This is a genomic window from Bacillus sp. FSL E2-8887 (assembly GCF_038007205.1).
GTDB classification, from domain to species: Bacteria; Bacillota; Bacilli; order Bacillales; family Bacillaceae_G; genus Bacillus_A; species Bacillus_A mycoides.
Map to the genome: position 1 here is coordinate 4,942,181 of NZ_JBBOWS010000001.1, position 22,815 is coordinate 4,964,995.

Annotated in this window: 23 protein-coding genes; 7 read left to right on the forward strand and 16 right to left on the reverse strand. The window is 37.1% G+C overall.

Translation table 11 applies throughout. The features are described 5' to 3' along the window. Positions 1–24: 24 nt before the first annotated feature. Together argS and NSQ08_RS25510 are read right to left on the reverse strand one after the other, a co-directional pair. Complete coding sequence (gene argS / locus NSQ08_RS25505; protein ID WP_002034868.1) at positions 25–1,695, reverse strand: arginine--tRNA ligase; 1,671 nt, start codon at positions 1,693–1,695, stop codon at positions 25–27. Further along, on the reverse strand, positions 1,695–2,132 hold the full coding sequence (locus NSQ08_RS25510) for a DUF1934 domain-containing protein (protein ID WP_002089794.1): 438 nt from the start codon (positions 2,130–2,132) through the stop codon (positions 1,695–1,697). Before NSQ08_RS25510 ends, argS begins: the two co-directional genes overlap by 1 nt. Positions 2,133–2,280: 148 nt before the next feature. Between NSQ08_RS25510 and NSQ08_RS25515 the strand changes: the two genes are divergently transcribed. Next, positions 2,281–3,321: a S66 family peptidase gene (locus NSQ08_RS25515; RefSeq protein WP_080683308.1), complete on the forward strand. Its 1,041-nt coding sequence runs from the start codon at positions 2,281–2,283 to the stop codon at positions 3,319–3,321. 25 nt (positions 3,322–3,346) lie between these two features. Here the strand turns inward: NSQ08_RS25515 and NSQ08_RS25520 are convergent, their stop codons facing one another. After that, complete coding sequence (locus NSQ08_RS25520) at positions 3,347–3,709, reverse strand: YxeA family protein (RefSeq protein WP_002130097.1); 363 nt, start codon at positions 3,707–3,709, stop codon at positions 3,347–3,349. Between the two features lie 234 nt (positions 3,710–3,943). On the opposite strand from NSQ08_RS25520, the gene NSQ08_RS25525 reads away from it, so the two are divergent. After that, entirely contained in the window at positions 3,944–4,981 is a 1,038-nt protein-coding gene (locus NSQ08_RS25525; RefSeq protein ID WP_002068536.1) for a PTS sugar transporter subunit IIC, read from the forward strand. A 345-nt stretch (positions 4,982–5,326) separates the two neighbouring features. On the opposite strand, the gene speB is transcribed toward NSQ08_RS25525, so the two are convergent. The 4 genes from speB to NSQ08_RS25545 all read right to left on the reverse strand — a co-directional run bounded on the left by speB (position 5,327) and on the right by NSQ08_RS25545 (position 9,008). Then, entirely contained in the window at positions 5,327–6,199 is an 873-nt protein-coding gene (speB, locus tag NSQ08_RS25530; protein ID WP_002016350.1) for an agmatinase, read from the reverse strand. A gap of 218 nt (positions 6,200–6,417) precedes the next feature. Then, entirely contained in the window at positions 6,418–7,245 is an 828-nt protein-coding gene (speE, locus tag NSQ08_RS25535) for a polyamine aminopropyltransferase (RefSeq protein ID WP_000424693.1), read from the reverse strand. 186 nt (positions 7,246–7,431) lie between these two features. Continuing rightward, complete coding sequence (locus NSQ08_RS25540) at positions 7,432–8,595, reverse strand: MFS transporter (RefSeq protein ID WP_002016352.1); 1,164 nt, start codon at positions 8,593–8,595, stop codon at positions 7,432–7,434. Positions 8,596–8,600: 5 nt separating this feature from the next. Then, positions 8,601–9,008, reverse strand: coding sequence for a MerR family transcriptional regulator (locus tag NSQ08_RS25545; protein WP_002016353.1), 408 nt, complete (start codon positions 9,006–9,008; stop codon positions 8,601–8,603). 150 nt (positions 9,009–9,158) lie between these two features. Here NSQ08_RS25545 and NSQ08_RS25550 point away from each other — a divergent pair, with 150 nt between their 5' ends. Both NSQ08_RS25550 and NSQ08_RS25555 read left to right on the forward strand, forming a co-directional pair. After that, positions 9,159–9,884: a glycerophosphodiester phosphodiesterase gene (locus tag NSQ08_RS25550; RefSeq protein ID WP_340779676.1), complete on the forward strand. Its 726-nt coding sequence runs from the start codon at positions 9,159–9,161 to the stop codon at positions 9,882–9,884. 100 nt (positions 9,885–9,984) lie between these two features. Next, the gene (locus NSQ08_RS25555) at positions 9,985–12,036 is read left to right on the forward strand and encodes a transglycosylase domain-containing protein (RefSeq protein ID WP_340779678.1); all 2,052 of its coding nucleotides are present in this window, start codon (positions 9,985–9,987) and stop codon (positions 12,034–12,036) included. Between the two features lie 32 nt (positions 12,037–12,068). Here NSQ08_RS25555 and NSQ08_RS25560 read toward each other — a convergent pair whose 3' ends face one another. Further along, positions 12,069–12,578, reverse strand: coding sequence for a YwhD family protein (locus NSQ08_RS25560; RefSeq protein ID WP_002016357.1), 510 nt, complete (start codon positions 12,576–12,578; stop codon positions 12,069–12,071). A 25-nt stretch (positions 12,579–12,603) separates the two neighbouring features. Beyond that, the gene (locus NSQ08_RS25565) at positions 12,604–13,278 is read right to left on the reverse strand and encodes a site-2 protease family protein (RefSeq protein WP_002016358.1); all 675 of its coding nucleotides are present in this window, start codon (positions 13,276–13,278) and stop codon (positions 12,604–12,606) included. A gap of 112 nt (positions 13,279–13,390) precedes the next feature. Here NSQ08_RS25565 and NSQ08_RS25570 point away from each other — a divergent pair, with 112 nt between their 5' ends. Then, a complete protein-coding gene (locus tag NSQ08_RS25570) occupies positions 13,391–13,576 on the forward strand; it encodes a 2-hydroxymuconate tautomerase (RefSeq protein ID WP_001147171.1) in 186 nt (61 codons plus the stop codon). A gap of 39 nt (positions 13,577–13,615) precedes the next feature. Here NSQ08_RS25570 and NSQ08_RS25575 read toward each other — a convergent pair whose 3' ends face one another. The 6 genes from NSQ08_RS25575 to NSQ08_RS25600 all read right to left on the reverse strand — a co-directional run bounded on the left by NSQ08_RS25575 (position 13,616) and on the right by NSQ08_RS25600 (position 19,564). Further along, complete coding sequence (locus NSQ08_RS25575; RefSeq protein WP_002130105.1) at positions 13,616–14,920, reverse strand: HD domain-containing protein; 1,305 nt, start codon at positions 14,918–14,920, stop codon at positions 13,616–13,618. A gap of 145 nt (positions 14,921–15,065) precedes the next feature. Continuing rightward, positions 15,066–16,004, reverse strand: coding sequence for an ABC transporter substrate-binding protein (locus NSQ08_RS25580; protein ID WP_002138981.1), 939 nt, complete (start codon positions 16,002–16,004; stop codon positions 15,066–15,068). 201 nt (positions 16,005–16,205) lie between these two features. Further along, a complete protein-coding gene (locus NSQ08_RS25585; protein WP_002034935.1) occupies positions 16,206–17,018 on the reverse strand; it encodes an ABC transporter ATP-binding protein in 813 nt (270 codons plus the stop codon). Between the two features lie 15 nt (positions 17,019–17,033). Beyond that, complete coding sequence (locus NSQ08_RS25590) at positions 17,034–18,050, reverse strand: FecCD family ABC transporter permease (protein ID WP_060750525.1); 1,017 nt, start codon at positions 18,048–18,050, stop codon at positions 17,034–17,036. Continuing rightward, complete coding sequence (locus NSQ08_RS25595; RefSeq protein WP_340779684.1) at positions 18,047–19,102, reverse strand: FecCD family ABC transporter permease; 1,056 nt, start codon at positions 19,100–19,102, stop codon at positions 18,047–18,049. Before NSQ08_RS25595 ends, NSQ08_RS25590 begins: the two co-directional genes overlap by 4 nt. A gap of 237 nt (positions 19,103–19,339) precedes the next feature. Further along, positions 19,340–19,564, reverse strand: a complete 225-nt coding sequence (locus NSQ08_RS25600; RefSeq protein ID WP_000526075.1) for a DUF1450 domain-containing protein — start codon at positions 19,562–19,564, stop codon at positions 19,340–19,342. Positions 19,565–19,853: 289 nt separating this feature from the next. Between NSQ08_RS25600 and NSQ08_RS25605 the strand changes: the two genes are divergently transcribed. Together NSQ08_RS25605 and NSQ08_RS25610 are read left to right on the forward strand one after the other, a co-directional pair. Beyond that, positions 19,854–20,549 carry an RsfA family transcriptional regulator gene (locus NSQ08_RS25605; RefSeq protein WP_002016365.1) on the forward strand — a complete coding sequence of 232 codons (696 nt, stop codon included), beginning with the start codon at positions 19,854–19,856 and terminating at the stop codon, positions 20,547–20,549. Between the two features lie 127 nt (positions 20,550–20,676). After that, positions 20,677–21,522, forward strand: a complete 846-nt coding sequence (locus NSQ08_RS25610; protein ID WP_340779687.1) for a lipoate--protein ligase family protein — start codon at positions 20,677–20,679, stop codon at positions 21,520–21,522. A gap of 69 nt (positions 21,523–21,591) precedes the next feature. Here the strand turns inward: NSQ08_RS25610 and pta are convergent, their stop codons facing one another. Beyond that, positions 21,592–22,563 (reverse strand): phosphate acetyltransferase, encoded by a 972-nt coding sequence (gene pta / locus NSQ08_RS25615; protein ID WP_000067219.1) that lies wholly within the window; start codon positions 22,561–22,563, stop codon positions 21,592–21,594. Positions 22,564–22,815: the final 252 nt, after the last annotated feature.

The window sequence follows — 22,815 nt, forward strand, 5'->3', positions numbered from 1 at the left end:
ACAAAAATAGACATCTTTTCTTTATTACATTTTTTCTGGTGCAGATACTCCTACGATTGCTAATGCATTTTGAAGTGTCGTGCGTACTGCTTTCATTAATTCGTAACGAGCTTTACTTAATTCTAAGTTATCTTGGTTTAATACTTTTTCTGCATTGTAGAAGCTGTGTAATGCTGCAGCTAATTCAAATGCATAGCTTGTAATGCGGTGTGGCAAACGTTTTTGCGCTGCATCCGCAACTACAGCCGGGAATTCACCAAGTTTTTTCAGTAACTCTACTTCTTTCTCAGAAGTAACAAGTTTGTAATTTACATCTCCGCCTATAGCTAATCCTAACTCTTCACCTTGACGAAGGATACTGCATACACGAGCATGTGCATATTGTGCATAGTATACTGGGTTTTCATTAGATTTTGATACAGCTAAGTCCATATCGAAGTCTAAATGAGAATCACCGCTACGCATTGCGAAGAAGTATCGCATTGCGTCCACGCCTACTTCTTCCATAAGCTCACGAAGTGTAACTGCTTTACCTGTACGCTTACTCATTTTCATTTTTTCACCATTTTGGTACAGTTGTACCATTTGGATGATTTCTACTTCAAGTGTTTCTTTATCGTAACCTAGTGCTTGAATAGCAGCTTTCATACGAGGAATGTAACCGTGGTGGTCAGCACCCCAAATGTTGATTAGCTTATCGAAACCACGCTCTAATTTATCACGGTGATAAGCGATATCTGGCGTTAAGTATGTGTAAGAACCGTCATTTTTAATTAATACACGGTTTTTGTCGTCACCGTAAGTCATTGAACGGAACCAAGTTGCTCCGCCTTCTTCAAAGATTTCGTCACGCTCTTTTAATACAGCAAGAGCCTGATCAATTTTTCCGTTTTTGTATAATGATGTTTCTGAGAACCACACATCGAAGTTAACACGGAAGCTTGCTAAATCTTTTTGAAGTTTTGCTAACTCATATTTTAAACCGTATGAACGATAGAATTCATAGCTTTCTTCTGCATCAGCTTTTGCATAACGATCGCCAAACTCTTCAGCTAAGCGTTTACCGATTCCAATGATGTCCGCACCATGGTAACCGTCTTCTGGCATTTCTTTCTCTAAACCTAAAGCTTGCATGTAACGAGCTTCAACAGAAAGAGCTAAGTTATGAATTTGGTTACCAGCATCATTAATGTAGTACTCACGAGATACATCATATCCTGCTTTTGCTAATACGTTACATAAAGTGTCACCTACTGCCGCACCACGTGCATGTCCTAAGTGAAGATCACCTGTTGGATTCGCAGATACGAACTCAATTTGTACTTTTTCACCTTTACCAGTATTCGTTTCACCGTATGCTTCACCAGCGTTGACGATTGTTGGGATTAAGTCTGTTAAGTAGCTATTATCCATGTAGAAGTTAATGAAACCAGGACCAGCGATTTCAATTTTTTCAATAGAAGCTTTTGCTTTATCGAAGTTTGCAACTAAGTCTTCTGCAATCATACGAGGTGCTTTTTTCGCAACGCGTGCAAGTTGCATTGCCATATTTGTAGAGAAGTCACCATTTGTTTTATCTTTTGGAGATTCTAATACAACGTTTGGAATTTGTTCTTCTGTCGCTAGTTCTGCCTTTAATACAGCAGCTTGAATTTCTTCTTTAATCAATCCTTTTACTTGTTCTAAAGAATTCATTATTTTGCCTCCTTCAAATTAAGTGTAATTGTATATCTGCCAGCTTCTTGTTCACTTAGAAGCAATGCGTACGTTAAGAAGAGTTGTCCTTTTTTCTTTTCATCCGACCATTTAAAAAGAACGTTATCAGTTTTCGTTTGCAATGCAAACGTACCAAGTTCACTCGTATACGTACCAGTTGTCCATTCACCTTTCACATGCGTCTGACGCATAGAAATAGCACCTGAACGCATAATGAGAACTTGTTCATCTTGAATTTTAATAATTGTTTTCACTTCGCCTTGTTCGTTCGGCTCTTGGAATGTTATATATGTACCTTGACCTTTTACATAGTATTGACCATTTGCTTCAAAAGCAACGGTTTCCTTCCTCGCCCCTTCACGGATTTCTGTTACGAAATGAACGTGTACCGGCAAGCCTGCAAGTTGTTTCTTCACGTCTTGCACACCCTTCAAATGTTATAGATATTAAATACTACTTATAATAAATCACTTTTCCTATCATATCAAAAAAAGACTCTGTCTGTCTGCTGAAAAATCAGGAAAACTCCTTTTCAAAAAATAATTCACCTTCACTTTATTTCATATGTTAAAATATTTTTTAAATCTAAATATTCTTTCATTTAAAGGGGTGAATTTGGTGCTACCAACAAAATTAAAAAAAGGTGATGAAATAAGGGTTATTTCACCATCTTGTAGTTTAAGTATTGTCTCAAATGAAAACAGAGACCTTGCTATAAAAAGATTAACCGACATAGGCTTTCAAGTTACATTCTCAAAATATGCTGATGAGATAGATCGATTCGCTTCCTCTTCTATTTCTTCACGAGTTCAAGACCTCCACGAAGCATTTAGAGATCCTAATGTAAAAGCTATTTTGACGACACTTGGCGGATACAACTCTAATGGTTTATTGAAACATCTCGATTATGATTTAATTCGAGAAAATCCGAAAATTTTCTGCGGTTATTCTGATATTACCGCTTTAAGTAACGCGATTTATGCTAAAACAGGCTTAGTTACATATTCAGGTCCTCACTTCTCTTCATTTGGAATGGAGAAAGGGCTCGATTATACGACCGATTACTTTTTAAAGTGCTTAACTTCTCATGAACCTATTGAAATACTACCAGCTGAAACTTGGAGCGATGACTCTTGGTATATGGATCAAGAAAATCGAGAATTTATTAAAAATGAAGGATATGTTTCAATTCAAGAAGGGGAAGCGATGGGAGATATTATTGGTGGCAATATGAGCACATTTAATTTACTGCAAGGTACACCATATATGCCAAGCTTACAGGGCAAAATTTTATTTCTTGAAGAGGATAGTTTAACAGGAAAATCTACCCTAAAAACTTTTGATCGATATTTACATTCTCTTATGCAGCAACCTGACTTTGAACATGTAAAAGGCATTCTTATAGGACGAATGCAAAAAGGAGCAGAATGTATGATAGAGGACATTCAAGAAATGATTGCTTCAAAGCCTGAACTTGCTCATATCCCTATTATTGCGAATGCCAGTTTCGGACATACAACTCCAATCTTTACTTTCCCAATTGGCGGAAGGGCAAAAATCATTTCTAATAAAGAAAGTTCAGCTATCACCATTTTAACGCACTAAAAAAGGAGCGAACGATTCGCTCCTTTTATGGTTTTTCTATTTTTTGCAACGCTTTTTGCGGGATTGATTCTTTCGAGATTTCAGCCCATCCTTTTCCCTGCATACCTTTTGCATAAATTTTTATAAAAGCACCCGTATGCAATTCACGGTTCACCATTCTTTTAATAACTTGTAACTTTCCATCTTCTGTATACCCTTTAAATGTATACAAATATTCATCGTCTTTTTTCTCACTTTTATCTATAACAGCATAATAATCTTGTATTTCTTTATTTGAAAAGAAGTTGTCTACAAAAGCATGCACACCTTCTGTTTTCGTGTTTAAATAATATGCTGTTCCACCTAAAATAATGGCGAACACAGCTAAAACTTTAATTACCAATTTCATAAATGCGCCTCCTGTTTGCACTGCTTTCTCACTAACCGTATGTCTATACCTGTATTATACGAAAAAAGGCATACTATACTCTATCGAAATGCCTTACACTTTCCTTACATTATTGTAAGAGTTTTTCACCTTACAGCAATTTCCCAATAAAAAATTTTTCCGTTTAACAAACTTTTATATTATTATTGAATGATACAAATTTTTATTACAAAAATCAAAGGAGACAGTTTTCAAATGGCTATCTTGCAAGGTTTAGCACTATTACTTGTTGTACTTTGTCTATTTACACTTTTCAGTTACCGTGCGCCTTACGGAATGAAAGCAATGGGCGCTTTAGCTAATGCAGCAATCGCAAGTTTTCTTATTGAAGCATTTCACCGTTATATTGGTGGAGAAATGTTTCATAATGACTTTTTACAATCAGTAGGAGAAGCTTCTGGTAGTATGAGCGGTGTCGCAGCGGCAATTTTAGTCGCATTAGCAATCGGTGTTTCACCCGTATACGCTGTTTTAATCGGTATAGCTACTAGTGGATTCGGTATTTTACCAGGATTTTTCGCTGGATACGTTTGTGCTTTCGTCGTGAAATTTCTCGAAAAGAAATTACCAGCTGGTGTAGAATTTTTAGCAATCCTATGTATTGCCGCACCAATTTCACGTGGAATGGCCATGCTTATGGATCCACTCGTTAACGCAACACTCGGTAAAATCGGTTCTATGATTTCAGTTGCAACTACAGAAAGTCCTATCATTATGGGTATTATGCTTGGTGGATTAATAACAGTTATTTCTACATCTCCATTAAGTTCTATGGCACTAACTGCAATGCTTGGATTAACTGGTTTACCAATGGCAATTGGTAGTCTTGCCGTAGCAGCTTCTGCCCCAATGAACTTCATTTTCTTTAAACGACTAAAAATCTGTTCAAAGAAAGATACAATCGCCGTGGCAATCGAGCCGTTAACACAGGCCGATGTTGTCTCAGCAAATCCAATTCCTATCTATATGACAAACTTTGTTGGCGGTGCGCTTGCCGGTATTATTACGTCGCTGTTCCAGCTCGTTAATAATGCACCAGGGACAGCATCACCAATTCCAGGACTTCTCGTACTGTTCGGATTTAATGATGTAATAAAAGTAACGATTGCTGCCGTATTATGTGGAATCGTTACCACTATTGTTGGATACGTCGGTTCCATTGTGTTCCGCAAATATCCAATCCGTTCTGCTGATGAAATTCGCGGAATTACTTCGGAAGAGAAAGTTGCGTAAAGAAAGGGAGCTATTCTCATCGTTTGAGAATAGCTCTTTTTTATGTCGCGTGACGGTAAGTGAAATTATATTGAACACAACTCCGCATATATCGACTTAACTACTAAATAAGACAATAATAACCTACCTATTAATAAAAGAAGCCGGCTCAAAACACTTTTTGAGTCGGCTTCACTTTTACTTTATCCAGCTACAGCGGCTAGAATGATCGGTGGCTTGCGCTTTTATTTTATCCAGCTACAGCAGCTAGAATCTCCGGCCATTTCACACTCTCGTTCGAAGCCAAAAGCGCTTCTCGGTCGAGCGTTCCAATGACCTGCGATTCTGAGCGAGCTGCCTACGCTTTTATTTAACCCAACCGAGCAGCATTTCCCGCACGAATTTGCTTGCTGCGATTGGTGTTTGATCACTATGATCGTAGACTGGAGCTACTTCTACTAAGTCTGCTCCGACTACTTTTATATTTGAATTTGCAATTGCTACGATGGACTCTAATAGTTCTTTAGATGTGATACCTCCAGCTTCTAATGTTCCTGTTCCAGGAGCGTGAGCTGGGTCTAATACGTCGATGTCAATTGTGACATAGACTGGGCGTCCTGCAAGTTTCGGTAATACTTCCTTTAACGGTTCTAATACGTCAAATTTATATAAGTTCATACCTACTTCTTTTGCCCATTCGAATTCTTCCTTCATTCCAGAACGAATACCGAAAGAATATACGTTTTCCGGACCAATTAAATCGCACACTTTACGAATTGGTGTAGAGTGGGATAAAGGCTCTCCTTCATATGACTCACGTAAATCAGTATGAGCATCCATATGGATGATTGCTAAATCCGGATATTTTTTTGCCATTGCCTTAAAAATTGGCCAAGACACTAAGTGCTCTCCGCCGAGACCTAGTGGAAACTTACCGGCATCTAATAGTTTTGTTACATATTCTTCAATCATGTCTATGCTGCGCTGTGGATTCCCAAATGGTAATGGGATATCACCCGCATCAAAATATTTTACCTCTTCTAGTTCACGATCTAAATACGGACTATATTCTTCAAGACCGATTGATACTTCACGAATACGTGCAGGGCCAAAGCGAGATCCTGGACGGAAACTTACTGTCCAATCCATAGGCATCCCGTAAATAACTGCCTCTGACTCTTCAAAACTTGGATGACTTTTAATAAATACTTTACCTGAATAAGCTTCATCAAAACGCATATTCTTTTCCTCCTTATGTGGAACTTAAGGTATCCCAACCTTTCACTATTTCTCAAATTTGGAGCGCATTGCTCCTCTTTCTCGATTTACCTGGGCCTTCTTGTTATCACAAGAAGACTACTTCATTTGTAGCAGTGTAAGTAACTAGCATGTTCAAGCCTTCTAGACAAACACCTTAAATGAGTTACTTACACTTTATTTATTTCAATTTAACGCTCTTACTTAATTAAATCGCCAACAAATTTCGGTAATGCGAATGCTGCATTGTGTAATTCTTTTGTGTAATATTTCGTTTCGATTTCATGGAAACGCTCTTCACTTACTTCTAATGGATCATGTTTTTTAGATCCGATTGTGAACGTCCAAAGTCCACTTGGATACGTCGGAATGTTTGCTGTGTATAGACGAGTAATTGGGAAAATCTCTTTTACGTCTTTAAACACAGTTGTAATTAGTTCTGGTGTAAACCAAGGGTTGTCCGTTTGAGCAACGAAAATACCATCTTCTTTTAACGCTTTAGAAATTCCAGCGTAGAAGCCTTTTGTAAATAGGTTTACTGCTGGGCCTACTGGCTCAGTAGAATCTACCATAATTACGTCATATTCATTTTCGCTTTCTGCGATGTGTAGGAAACCGTCTCCTACTTTTACTTCTACACGCTCATCATCTAATGCGCCTGCAATTGATGGTAAGTATTGTTTAGAGTACTCAATTACTTTCCCATCAATTTCAACAAGAGTTGCTTTCTTTACGCTTGGGTGTTTTAATACTTCACGAATAACACCACCATCGCCACCACCTACTACTAATACGTTTTCAGGGTTTGGATGTGTAAATAAAGGTACGTGCGCTACCATTTCATGATAAACGAACTCGTCCTTTTCTGTTGTCATAACCATGCCATCTAAAATAAGCATGTTTCCGAACTCTTCCGTTTCAACCATATCAAGTTTTTGGAATTCTGTTTGCTCCGTATGTAATGTGCGGTTAATACGCGCCGTAATTCCAAAATGCTTTGTTTGTTTTTCAGTGAACCATAGTTCCATCGTACAATCACGCCTTTCAATGCAAATTTATAATAGGGACATCATTAATGTCCCCTAACAAAAATAAAACAAAACATCCAAAAAGTATAGTTAAAAGTACAAAAATACCGAAAATATATTTTAGTCAGAGGGTTCTAACATATATGTGAAAAGGGATTGCTCTGTAATAGGAAAGAAAACCCTTTCTTAAGAAAGGGTTTTTGTCTCTATTTCTACCGGTTTACGAATCGGAATTAAGATCATTACGCAACCAACTAACACAACAATTCCACCGACTAAAAACGGACTTTGTGGTGAAACTGTATGACCGATGACTCCTGATAAAATTGGAGCAATCGCGCCTCCTAACCAACGAACGAAGTTATAAACACCTGATGTAACAGATCTTTCATAAGGTGAAATATCCATTACATAACTTGTAAATAACGCGTTATTTAAGCCTGATGCTAATCCTGATAGAACAATTAACACGATTTGTAACCACATAATTTTAACGAAGAATAGTGCAATTAAGAAAATCGCAAATACGAGTAAACTACCTTTTAACAATGTTTTTGGTTCATATTTACCTTCTAGCTTATGCGCTAAAATTGCTGATCCGTAAGCTAATGCTAATCCCCATCCGCAAAATACAAATCCTAATTGAATAGCAGATAAATGCATAATAAGTGGTGAATATGCTAACACGACGAAAAATCCGTAGTAATATAACATCCCCGAAATAGCACCTTGCATAAACGGTTTATACTTCACCAGGTTAAGTAATTCTCCTACGCCTGCCGCTTTACGCTTCACTTTTCGCTCCGGTTCTTTTACAAAAAAGAAAACTAAAATAAATGCTAAAGAAATTAAAATACTCGTCGCAAAAAATGGGTAACGCCAAGAATGTCCACCTAATATACCGCCTAATAAAGGTCCACCTGCCATCCCTAAACCGATAGCTGCTTCATATAATCCTACTGCTTCATGAACTTCTTTACTTAATGCAATTAATAATGTCATCGCCGTTGCGAAGAACATCGCATTTCCTAATCCCCACCCCGCGCGGAAAAGAGATAATTGAGCAATCGTTTGCGATATACCACATATAAATGCAAATACAGTTACAATCGCAAGACCGATCGTCATCATTCGTTTATCACCAAATCTTGATGCAAATATTCCAGCTGGTAACATCATAATTGCCATCGTTAAAATATATGCTGTAAATAACATCTCGACTTGCCAATGCGAAGCACCAATTTGTTCAGCAATACTTGGTAAAATTGGGTCGACTACTCCTATACCTGAAAAGGCAAGGAAGGTAGCCACCACTGTAATCAATCTCCCTAATTTTTGTTTGCTCTCCATTTTGATTACTCTCCTTTTGTATTCTCTAAAAATGTAACTGCACGGCTTAAACTATCCTCTAGCTCTGCCTTAACACGCTGCATTTGCTCCATTTTTTCGTCTAACGTTTGCACTTGTTTTTCAAGCATCTCTTTAATTTCTTGAATCACTTCACGGTCACGCGGATTCTCACTGTTTCTTCTTTGTTCCATTCTTTCTTTTAACGATAAGAAATGTTGCATTTCTTGAAGCGTAATTCCTAGTACTTCTTTCGCTTCCACAATCCTTTTAATTCTCGCAATGTCCTCGTCTGTATACAGGCGAATGTTCCCTTCACTGCGTTCTGGGGGATGAATTAAACCAATTTCCTCATAATAACGAAGTGTACGCTTTGTTAAACCAACTTGCTTTGTTACTTCATCAATTTTATACATGTGTATTCCTCCCTTCACCAATTATTACATTTTACGTTAACGTTAACTTTTGTGCAACTGTTATACTTTTGTAAATGTTTGTCATATGAATTGTATTTTTCTCAAAGCAGTTTCATAATGAAAGAAAAGAGATGATAAGGAGATTTTCACATGAATAAACCACTTATTTTCGCTCACCGCGGGGTAAAAGGAACACATCCAGAAAATACGATGATTGCCTTCCAAGAGGCTGAACGCATTGGGGCTCACGGAATTGAACTTGATGTTCATCTATCAAAAGATGGTGAACTAGTTGTTATTCATGATGAAACGGTGGACCGCACAACAAATGGCGTGGGACTTGTTTCTGAGAAAACTGTAGAGGAATTACAAGCTTTAGATGCTGGTAGCCATAAAGATCCTTCTTTCCATGAGGCGAAAATCCCAACATTACGAGAAGTATTTATTTGGCTCTCTACAACAAATTTACAACTTAACATTGAATTAAAAACAGATGTTCTTCATTATCCAAATATTGAAGAAAAAGTTGTTGCTCTTGTTCGTGAATATCATCTATCCAATCAAATTGCATTTTCATCATTTAACCACGATTCCGTTTCATTATTAGCAGAAATTGCTCCAGAAATTCCAAGAGCGATTTTGTACGATACACCACTTGCAGATCCTATTGCTGCAGCAAAAAGGCGCGAGGCGACTGGATTACATCCAAACTTTCAATTATTAACGAAAGAGTTTGTCCAATTAGCACAGGGGCAAGGATACGTTTTTCGTCCTTACACTATTAATGAATATAAAGATTTACAAACTATGATTGACTATGGTGTAGATGTCATCATTACCGATTGGCCAGCACGTGCCTTTGAGCTCCTTTCTTAATTGAAGGGGCTTTTTTGTTTTCAAAATTTCATTGTTTAAAATAAACGAAAACCCTCAATACTAATACAATAATGCTTGTATTAATGAGGGGCTGAAAAAGATGGATCAAACTATGAATCCAAAACTTAAAAAATATAAACGTCTTTTCTTCACCGTAATGTTTTCTTGTGTTCTTTTTTTCGTTTTTTCCTTTTTTATTATCATTATAGCTGCAAAAATTATGGGGCCTCCCCCTGTTGCAGTGCCGCAAACGAGTGTCTTTTACGCTAATGATGACACTATTATAGGACAAAGTAATGAAACACAAAAGCGCTATAATGTATCTCTTGATGAAATTTCTCCTTATGTAAAAGAGGCAACACTATCTATTGAAGATCAACGATTCTACAAACATCATGGGTTTGATATAAAGCGCATTGTTGGTGCCATTGTTGCCGATTTAAAAGCAATGGCAAAAGTACAAGGTGCTAGTACTATTACACAACAGTATGCTCGTAACCTATACTTAGATCATGATAAAACGTGGAAGCGTAAACTATTAGAGGCAATGTATACCGTTCGCCTTGAAGTGAACTATAATAAAAATCATATTTTAGAAGGATATTTAAATACAATTTATTACGGGCATGGTGCTTACGGAATCGAAGCTGCTTCTCGCCTGTATTTCGATAAAACTGCAAAAGAATTAACATTAGCAGAAGCTAGTATGCTCGCAGGCATTCCGAAAGGACCTAGCTTCTACTCTCCCTTTTTAAAAGAGGAGCGTGCTAAAGGGCGTCAATCTCTCATACTAGATGAAATGGTAGAACAAGGTTATATTACAAAACAGCAAGCTACCTCAGCAAAAAAGGAAACTCTTACTTTTGCTTCATTGGATACGAAAAAAGTTGCAGAGGTCGCACCTTATTTCCAAGATGCTGTACAAGCTTCTCTTCTTCGGGATATCGGATTAGATGAGCAAGCCTTACAGCGAGGTGGCTTACGTATTTATACAACGCTAGACCCTAAATTACAATCTGTAGCAGAGCAAGCTGTAAAAAATTATATACCTGAAACAACAAACATCCAAACTGCCCTCGTCTCTATGAATCCAAAAACGGGTGAAGTGGCTGCCCTTGTTGGTGGAACTGATTATAATACGAGTCAATTTAACAGAGCTACACAAGCCGCTCGTCAGCCCGGCTCTACATTTAAGCCATTTCTATATTACGCAGCCTTAGAACGAGGATTCACCCCTGCTACGCGCTTAAAAAGCGAATATACTGTATTCACTTTAGGTGACGGTGTTTCCAAATATAAACCGAAAAATTATAAAAACTATTATGCAGACGACTTTGTGACAATGGCACAAGCACTCGCTGTTTCTGATAACGTATATGCTGTGAAGACAAATCTATTTTTAGGCGAAGACATTCTTACAAAAACAGCGAAGCAATTCGGTATTACTAGCGCATTAAAAGATGTTCCGTCTCTTGCTCTCGGCACATCTCCTGTAAAACCAATTGAAATGGTCAATGCTTATAGCATGTTTGCAAACGGCGGGAAAGAAGTAAAACCAATCTTTATAAGGCGCATCGTTGATCATGAAGGAAATATGCTATACGACGCTCATTTAGAAAGTAAACAAGTTCTAGATAAAAGCAAAGCCTTTGTGATGGAAGAAATGATGGCAGGTATGTTTAATAAAAAACTAAGCAGTTATGCCGCTGTGACCGGTCAATCGATGTTATCAAAACTATCAAGAACATATGCTGGAAAGTCTGGTTCTACAGAAACTGATAGTTGGATGATTGGATTTACCCCGCAGCTCGTAACAGGCGTTTGGATTGGATACGATCAACCTAAATCCATTTCAAACGTAGCAGAACAAGGATACGCAAAAAAAATATGGACCGATACAATGGAAAAAGGATTAGATGGACAGCCTAAACAAGAGTTCAAACAACCGGCAGATGTTGTTGCAGTCGATGTTAATCCTGAAAACGGTAAGATTGCTACAAAAAATTGTCCCATTTCTGTGAAAATGTATTTCGCAAAAGGTACAGAGCCAACAGAGTATTGTATGGATCACGTTGATGATAAGGAAGAGTTCGAAAAGGTTAGTGAAGAGAAGAAAAAGACGGGTTGGTGGAAAAAATATCTCCCATGGTAAAAAAATAGCTGACGGAAATCCGTCAGCTATTTTTATTCGCCTAATAATGCGTGGCGCAATTCTTCACTAGATTCGTTCCAAATTGCTTCATTATGCTCTTTTAAGAATGTACCAAGTACTTTTTTAGATGATTCATCCATATGATCAATCATGATGTGACGCTTTAGGGATTTATCCATTTTATTTACATGCTCTGGAAGTGATTTATATCCGCGGCGAATTTCACGATCAACTGTCATTTCACAGGCTGTTGCACCTGCGTAATAAGCACCGTTTGGTGTTCTTTCAATTGTTACCCAAACAAGCCAAAACGGTTTTCCGTTTGGAACTTCATCTTTATTTGTTAAAAACTTAATTCCTTTTTCTACTGTACTACGCGCATGCATCGCACCGATATCAACGAACGCAGTTTTCTCTAATACATCAACAAATACAGGAGAAATATTTTCTAAACTTAATGCCCCAACGCCAAAACCACCATGTCCATCTGTTGAATCATTTTTCACGATATTAAAACCGATTTTTTTCTTTTTCTCTGTCATATGTAAACTCCTCCTCGCTTAATGATTAAAAAAGCCTGAAAATAGGCGCAATGATATTTTGTAAAAATACTAATACATATGGAATAACAACATTGAAAATAGGTTGAATTGTGTAATTGCTAAGCGGTGTAATAACAAGAATTAATAACGCAATTGATCCATACTTTTCATACTGTGTCATTTTCGCACGAATATTTGCTGGTGCTAAATCTTCCACAACGCGATAACCATCAAGTGGCGGGATTGGTAATAAATTAAATACAAGTAAAACAATATTAAGCATAATAAAAATTTGGAAAAATTGATCCAGCGTATCTGCTACTGCAAGTGGCATCGCATCTAACACACCAAACGTTATTAAGCTATACCAAATAATTAAACCAATTGCACTTAAGATAAGATTACTTATCGGTCCCGCAATAGAAACTAATATTCCCGCAAGACGCGGTCTTTTAAAGTTATACGGATTAACAGGTACTGGTCTTGCCCAACCGAATCCAAGAATTAGTACAGCAATCATACCGATAGGATCTAAATGAGCCATCGGTGATAACGTTAAACGTCCTTGCTTTTTCGCTGTATCGTCTCCAAATTTATATGCAACATACGCATGTGCAAATTCATGCACAGATAGCGCAATAATAATTGCCATTGCTACCAATGGAATTTGTTGCAATGGGTATCTAAATAACTGATCCATAACTCATCTCCTCTTCCATATGTCAAAAAAAGAAATTATTTGTTTTTCCGATTGTTCTTCCTCATAATCCGCTATAATAAGAGTGTAACTTACATAAAAGGAGCGATTATACATGCCATACGTAACAGTGAAAATGCTAGAAGGACGCACAGAGGAACAAAAGAAAGCTCTTGCTGAGAAAGTAACAGCAGCAGTAAGCGAAACAACTGGTGCTCCTGAAGAAAACATCGTTGTTTTCATCGAAGAAATGTCTAAAAACCATTATGCAGTTGGTGGAAAACGCTTAAGCGACAAATAATTTCAAGTTTTTTCATAAGAAGCAGCTCTTAGCTGCTTCTTATTTCTTTCCTTCTAACAACTCGATAATTCTCTCTTTATATTTTCCTTTTCTTCCATCTTCATAGATTAAATCATGCGGATAGAATAGCTTTTGATCCGTTCGCTTCTTACCTGTAATCGCCTCAACAATATCCGATTCACGCGAAAGCTCTCTAAGTTCCCCGTTCGGCATAAGAAGTAAGATTGGCAGACGCTCTTCTTCTTCTCCTGCGCGGTAAAAGTCATACGGTAAATCCGATGTTGAATCCACAACTAAGTAATACTCTGGATCGAGTCCAATCTTTTTAAATAAGCTACTTAGCTCCATCCAATTATCTAAACCGTGCTTATCTGTAAACTCTACATATTTAAATAGATTTCGATTCATAAAACGGCGGCATAAGTCACTTAAAATCGGATCTTCTTCCTCTTGCCATACTTGGAAGTAATAATACATTACGTTCTCGTCTAGCTTTAAATAATCCTCTACTGTTACTTCTTCTTCAAATAAAGAATAGAAATGAACAGGATGATTTTTAAACGCATAATACTTCTCATGCAACGATTTAGCTCGGTGTAAAATCTTCGTTAAAATTACTTCTGCACTACGTGTTACCGGATGAAAATATACTTGCCAATACATTTGATAACGGCTCATAATATAATGCTCTACAGCATGCATACCACTATTTTTAATGACAACTTGATTACCGTACGGGCGCATGACACGCAGTATACGTTCCATATCAAAGTTCCCATACTTTACACCAGTAAAATATGCATCTCTTAATAAATAATCCATACGATCGGCATCAATTTGGCTCGAAATCATACTAATCGCTAATTTATTAGTAGATGTTTTCGCAATTACATCTGCTACCTTTTGCGGGAAATCCTTATCCACACGGCTTAACACACGATTAATTTCCGTATCACCAACGATAATCTTTTGCGTAAATTTCTCATGATCTAACGAAAATACTTTTTCAAACGAGTGAGAAAATGGGCCGTGACCGACATCATGAAGTAATGACGCACATAAACATAACAATCTATCTTCAGCATTCCAGTTCGGTCTGCCATCAAACACATCATCAATCATACGACGAATAATTTCATATACACCTAACGAATGAGTAAAGCGACTATGCTCTGCACCGTGAAATGTAAAAAATGTCGTACCAAGCTGCTTAATACGGCGCAAGCGTTGAAATTCTTTCGTTCCGATTAAATCCCAAATAACGCGATCACGCACGTGTACATATTTATGTACTGGGTCTTTAAACACTTTTGTTTCGCTGAGTTTGTCGTTTAAATATACCACTTTCCGACATCCCCCTTTCTTTACTGCATTCTTACTATATATTATAAACGATATAGGAAACAGAAAGAAATGAAAGACTATATTAATTCCTGTTATATAAAGAAAAATCACCTTTACCAAAGCAAAGGTGATTTTTCTTTATATATTATTTTCCTAAAATGAACTCAGTAACTTCGTCTAGGATCATTTCTTTACCTAGTGGGAAGTATCCTTTGTTTACATCTTCATTACTGATTGTAAATACATGGTTGTTTTTAACAGCGTTCATATTTTTCCAAATTGATTCTTCTTGGAATTCTTTTAGACGCTGAGAACCGTCACCAGTTGTAAATACGAATAAGTAATCTGGGTTGTAATCAATTAAAGCTTCTTTTTGTATTTGTACTAACGGTTTATCTGTTGGTGTACCTTTAACTGCTGGTAATTTTAAATCACCAAAGATTACGCTACCGTAACCGTAGTCACCGTATACACGGAATGCATTTGGATATGCAGCCATTTTCATGAATGTTGCATCGCCAGTTTTAGCAACGATTTTGTCATGTAATTTGCTTGCTTTTTCATCATACTTTTTGAACCATTCTTTTGTTTCTTTCTCTTTACCGAAGATTTGACCTACTTCTTCGAATTTTGGACGCCATTGGTCTAATGGAGTTTTTAACATAACTGTTGGTGCAATTTTAGATAATTGATCATAAATCTTTTCTTGACGATTGTTTACAATAATTAAATCTGGTTTTGCAGCAGCCACTGCTTCGATGTTAATTTTATCGCCCCACGCAGAACCAACCGGTTTTACATCTTTCAATTTCTTCTCAATATGTGAATCAATTTTTTCTTGTGTTGTATTTGCAGTAATAATCGGTTTCATACCGAAAATTAATAATTCTTCTGTTGAACCACTAAGGTCAGCAATTTTCTTTGGATTTGCAGGAATTTTAATTTCCCCTTTTGCGTGTTGTACAGTGCGCTCTTCAGTTTTCGCATCTGCTTTCTTTTCTTCTTCTTTGTTAGAACAAGCTGCAAATAGTACAGAAGTAACAACTAGTACCATTGCTAATAGTGCCATTTTAAAATTCTTCATATTCCGACTCCTTCTAGCTGTATTTCTCTTATAATTTGCATGTAACTATAAGAAACGAAACAACATTTAATTAATATATTTTTATTAATTGTTGTTTATAACCCGTTCTAACGGGCGTTCAACTTCCCATCCGTGGGTAAGAAGCTCAACGTCCATTAGAACTCCCCCTCTCACCTCTTTAAGAGGGGGAAATTCTATTAATTATGCTTTTTTACGCAATTGATTATTAATCATCGCTAAATCGTATGTTAAACAAATTGGTTTACAGTTTACTGGACATGGAACGATTTGCGCTTCAATCTCAAATACGTTACGAAGTGTTTCACTCGTCATAACTTCATCTGGCGTTCCTTGTTTCATTAACTTACCTGCTTTTAATGCAATCATATGATCAGAGAAACGAGAAGCATGATTTAAATCGTGAATAACCATAACAATCGTTCTGCCTTCTTCTTTGTTTAACTTCTTCAGTAAGTTTAATATCTCAAGTTGATGAGCCATATCTAAGTATGTTGTTGGTTCATCTAACACAAGTAAATCTGTTCCTTGTGCAAGAGCCATCGCAATCCATACACGTTGGCGTTGACCACCTGATAAAGCTTCTGCTGGACGATTTGCGAATTCTGTCATCCCCGTCACTTCAAGTGCCCAATGAATGTAGCGATAATCCTCTTCTTTCAATGTTCCAAATCCTTTTTGATGAGGAAAACGTCCATATGAAACAAGTTCAAACACAGTAAGGCCTGTTGGCACTTCTGCAGTTTGTGGTAAAATCGCCATTTTCTTTGCGATTTCTTTCGTTGGCTGTTTCTCAATTGCTTTTCCATCAAGATAAACAGTACCTCGTTTTGCTTTCAAAATACGAGAAGCCGTTTTTAATAATGTGGATTTCCCACAACCATTTGGTCCAATAATCGTTGTAATTTGTCCTTCCGGAATTTCAACTGTTAATCCATCTATAATTAACCCTTCATTATACCCAACAGATACCGCATCAACTGCTAAAGTTGCCATACAAAAAGCCTCCCTTTATTTTGTCCTCATAAGTAAATATATGAAATATGGTGCACCAATTACAGAAATAACAAGACCGACCGGTATTTCTGAAGTTGGTAACACACTTCTTGAAATTACATCTGCAAATAAAAGCAAGAACGTTCCTATTAATGCAGCCGTTGGTAACATAATTTGATGTTTACCACCAACGAGGCGTCTCGCTAAATGCGGAGCCATTAAACCGATAAAACCAATGCCTCCCGCCACCGCAACAGATGCACCAGCTAAACAAACTGCAATAAATAATAATTTACGTCTTTCCTTTTCTACGTTTACACCAAGGCCAACTGCTGTAGAGTCGCCTAAATTCATTACATTTAATATGTGCGCTTTACTAATGGCAAGTGGTAAGAAAATAATCATCCATGGGAGTACACTTAGTACGAACTTCCAATCTGTTCCCCATAAACTTCCTGCCAACCAAATCGTTGCAAAACGGAAGTCGTTAGATGTCATCTTCATAGAGAAAATTAAACTAACCGCACCAAATCCGGCTGCAACAGCGATACCAACAAGAATTAATCGAGTTGATGAAACACCGTCTTTCCATGCTAGTAAATAAATAATAACCGCTGCTAATATCGCACCAACTAGCGCGAAGAATGGAAGGATAAATACAGATAAAAATGTACCAGTTCCAACTTTTCCAAAGAAAAAGTAGACGAATACAACAACTGTTAATCCCGCTCCGGCGTTAATACCTATAATACCTGGATCAGCAAGTGGGTTTCGTGATAGCCCTTGCAAAATTGCACCTGACATAGCTAATGCAGAACCAACTAATATAGCAATAACCATACGCGGCATACGAAATTCAAATAAAATAACAGATTGATCTTCTGCACCTAATCCAACCAATGACTTTAATACATCTATTGGAGGAATTTTAAATGTTCCTGTATTTAAACTTATTAAAAATACACCAACAATTAATCCTACTAAAATCGTTAAAATAGAAACGTTCTTTTTTGTTAAGACGCTCGTCCTCACATCTTTCCTCTCCCTTCATTACGTGCTAAGTAGAGGAAGAATGGCACCCCAATTAGCGCTGTAATTGCTCCAATTGGCGTTTCAAATGGTGGATTAATAACGCGAGATAACATATCTGCACATTCAATTAGCAATCCACCTAAGACCGCAGAACATGGAATAACCCATCTATAATCTGAGCCTACAAGGAAACGAGTCATATGCGGAATTACAAGTCCAACAAATCCAACTGATCCTGCCATAGAAACCGCAGAACCTGTTAATACAAGAACAAGTACTGTTCCGATAAATTTAATTAATGTCGTATTTTGACCAAGTCCAATCGCAATTTCTTCACCAAAGCTTAAAATTGTGATATATCTCGACATCATAATTGCTATAATGAGACAAACAAGACCAATCGGTACTAACATATTAATACTTTGCCATTTCACTCCGGCAACACCGCCTGCATTCCACATACTTACCTCTTGGGCAAGGTTGAAATACAATGCAATTCCAGATGAAATTGCCCCTAATAAAGCACTAATTGCTGCACCTGCTAAAGCTAATTTTACAGGCGTTAATCCACCTGGTGAAGAAGACCCAATACCATATACAATGCTCGCTCCAAACGCAGCTCCAATAAAAGATGCGATAACAAACATTAAATAAGGTGAATTAGGGAAGAATGCATACATAATTGCAATTCCGAATACAGCACCATCTGTAATCCCCATTAACGATGGAGATGCAAGTGGATTTCGTGTCATACCTTGCATAATTGCACCTGATACCGCTAAAAAAGCACCTGCAACTACGCCCCCTATTGCTCTAGGCATGCGAAGTTCTTGAATTACGTTATGGTGCGTTATGGAACCATCAAACTGAAATACAGCTTGCCAAACGGTCTTTAAACTAATATCTGCTGCACCAAACGAAATAGAAACTGCCATACTTAAAACTAACAAAATTGTGCCTGCTATTAAAATAATAGAAGCAACGAGCGGTCTGCTCTTAATCTCTTTAACATTCACATCTTGCTGTTCTATACTCCTTGCGCTCGCTTCCATCCCTCAACCATCCTAACCAACAACATATATTTAATAAAATGAAATTTATTCTCAAATAATAATAAAAAAATTAGGTGAATTGACCTTTTTCATGATAATGATTATCAGAATCAGACACTTTCTATTCTACCTACCACGTCAAAAGACTGTCAACCATTATTTTGAAATACGAATTCATACAAAACGCTATCTTATGGACATAAAAAAAGAAGAGTAATCTGTTCACTCTTCTTTTTCTTACTTATTTAATTTTGCTTCAATTTTTACAATTAATTCATCTTCTGTTGGAGCCGCAACTGGACGATTATTTACAAACGCGAATGATTTTTTACGACCAGGGCCACAGTAAGACTGACATGCAACCTCAATCGTTGCACATGAATCTACTTTTTTTAACTTCGGAATCAACGTTTTAACGTTCGTTGCCTGACAATCATCACACACACGAAATTCGTTTCCCATTATATATAACACTTCCTCTATTTTAAACTTTTCACAAGTACATTTAAAAATAAACACTAAATGGTATTTTACCGCTCTTTGAAGCTTGTTGCAAGTCTCCGGGCGTAGCTCTATTCCTATATAAAGCTACCTATTTTTTATATTTTCTCCTTCAAAAGCTTTCATCATTCATAGCCATATTTCTTCTCTTCATTGAAATCTACCATATTTTTAAAAGCTTTGTATAAAAGCTCATTTTTTTGCCCATTATAAAAATAGGAAGTTCATAAAAAGAAAGGGAGTTGAATCTATGAAAGTAAGACAAGATGCTTGGACAGACGAGGACGATTTATTACTTGCTGAAACGGTGCTTCGCCATGTTCGAGAAGGAAGTACTCAATTAAATGCTTTTGAAGAAGTAGGAGATCAGTTAAATCGCACATCTGCTGCTTGTGGTTTCCGCTGGAATGCTGTTGTTCGCTATAGCTATGAACAAGCTCTTCAACTAGCAAAAAAACATCGTAAAGATAAAATGCGTGCTGCGGGCGGTGAACAGACAAAAAAACGTTTGCTTTACACACCACCAGCTTCAGCGGCGGCGATAACTGATTATGAAGAACACGTACCGTATGAAACAGCTGTTCAATATACAGAAGCTACTCCATATCAAAAGCCGACTGTCCCTGCTCCAAAAAGCTCAATAACAATGCAAGATGTTATTTACTTTTTACAAACAGTTGGATCTTCAAATATAAAAGTAACAGCTCTTGAAAACGAGAATACGAGATTGAAACAAGAAATTAAAACGCAAATCCTTCGAAATGAAGAACTAGAAAAGAAACTAGAAAAATTAGAACAACAATCTCATACTGTACAAGAGGATTACGAAACACTTATGAATATTATGAACCGTGCTCGTAAATTAGCAGTAATGGATGATGAGGAACGCTCACAAACATCTTTCCGCATGGATCGAAACGGTAACTTAGAAAAAATTGCAGAATAAAAAGGATGCATGCAATGCATCCTTTTTATTCTTTCACCTCTAAACTTCCCTTTATATATGAGAAAACCCCTTTCTACATTTTTTGCTATAATAGAGATTGTCATTTTAAAAATAAGGGGTTAGTTATATGAGCAATTCCCGTTCGATTTTATCTCAGCCAGAGTGGCGTATTGTAGATCAGTCTAGTTTAGGACCAACTTTCCATGCACTTCAGTCATTCGCAATGGATGACACGTTATGCACAAGTATTGGAAATGGTCTATCCGCTGCAACAATGCGCTCTTGGGTTCATCACAATACAATTGTTCTTGGCATTCAAGATTCACGCCTACCACATTTAGAAGAAGGTATTTCCTTTTTAAAAGAAAACGACTTCAATGTTATCGTTCGTAATTCTGGTGGACTTGCTGTCGTACTTGATGAAGGTGTTTTAAACGTATCACTTTTATTCCAAGAAACAGAAAAGGGTATCGATATCGACCTTGGATACGATACGATGTGGCATTTAATTAAGGAAATGTTAAAAGATTACGATGTTACTATCGAAGCAAAAGAAATTGTTGGTTCTTATTGTCCTGGTAGCTACGATTTGAGCATTCGCGATCAAAAATTTGCTGGTATTTCTCAGCGTCGTATTCGCGGAGGCGTTGCTGTACAAATTTACTTATGTGCGACAGGAAGCGGATCTGAGCGTGCCGCACTCGTTCGTGATTTTTACAACGTAGCAATTCAAGGCGAAGAAACAAGATTTACGTATCCTGAAATTGTACCGAGTACGATGGCTTCACTATCTGAATTACTTGGCGAAACAATTACAGTGCAAGATTTAATGATGCGCCTTTTAAAAACGTTGCAACAATTCACTCCAAAGTTAACATCATCTCAGCTAACAGTAGATGAAGTTCCTTTATATGAGACGAATTTACAACGTATTATTGACCGTAATAATAAGGCACTTGTTTTAGAAAAATAGAAACCAAAAAGACCACCCTCATTTCAAAAGAAATAGGATGGTCTTTTTTCATATTAATTCGTTATAGAATTAAAGTGCTTGAGCTGCTGTAATTAAAGCTAACTTGTACACTTCTTCTTCGTTACATCCACGAGACAGATCATTTACAGGCATATTTAAACCTTGTAAGATTGGTCCTACTGCTTCGAAGTTACCTAAGCGTTGAGCGATTTTGTAGCCGATATTACCAGCTTCTAAGCTTGGGAATACGAATACGTTAGCATCACCTTTAATTGTAGAACCTGGAGCTTTCTTCTCAGCTACAGATGGTACGAATGCAGCATCGAATTGGAATTCTCCATCTAAAGTTAATTCAGGAGCCATTTCTTTTGCAATGCGAGTTGCTTCTACAACTTTTTCTGTTTCTGGAGATTTCGCAGAACCTTTTGTAGAGAAGCTTAACATAGCAACGCGTGGGTCAATACCGAATAGTTCAGCAGTTTTCGCACTTTCGATACCAATTTCAGCTAAATCTTGGCTGTTTGGTGCAATGTTAATTGCGCAATCAGCGAATACATACTTCTCTTCTTCACGTACCATGATGAATACGCCTGAAGTTTTTGTAACGCCTGGTTTTGTTTTAATAATTTGAAGTGCTGGACGAACTGTATCAGCTGTAGAGTGAGCTGCACCACTTACTAAACCTTGTGCTTTGCCCATGTATACAAGCATCGTACCGAAGTAGTTTTCGTCTTTAAGGATTTTGCGAGCATCTTCTTCTGTTGCTTTACCTTTACGGCGTTCAACGAAAGATGCTACCATTGCATCCATTTCTTCGTATGTAGCTGGGTCATAAATATCAACGCCTGCTAATGTTAAGTTCATGCTAGCTGCTTTTGCGCTAATTTCTTCTTTATTACCAACTAAGATTGGTTTTACTAACTCTTCTTTTGCTAAACGCTCTGCAGCGCCTAAAATTCTTTCATCAGTTCCTTCAGGAAGTACGATAGAAATGCCTTTTCCTTGAACTTTTTCTTTTACTGTTGTAAATAAGTTGCTCACGAATAAACCCTCCTACATATGTTAAAAAACTCTATCTTTAAGAATACTGCTTTTCCTCTATATTTTAAACTTATAGCTCCCAAAAAATAGATAAAATGAAAATGATTATATTTTCATAAAATTCAGCATAGAAATAAAGCCCCTTTAAGCCTTATCTCCTCCTATTTTCAAGTAAATTTAAATGTGACAATTTTATGCGCTGAAACTTTATGTAGATGTTTTTAATCCTATATATGCTATAGTTAACGTGTA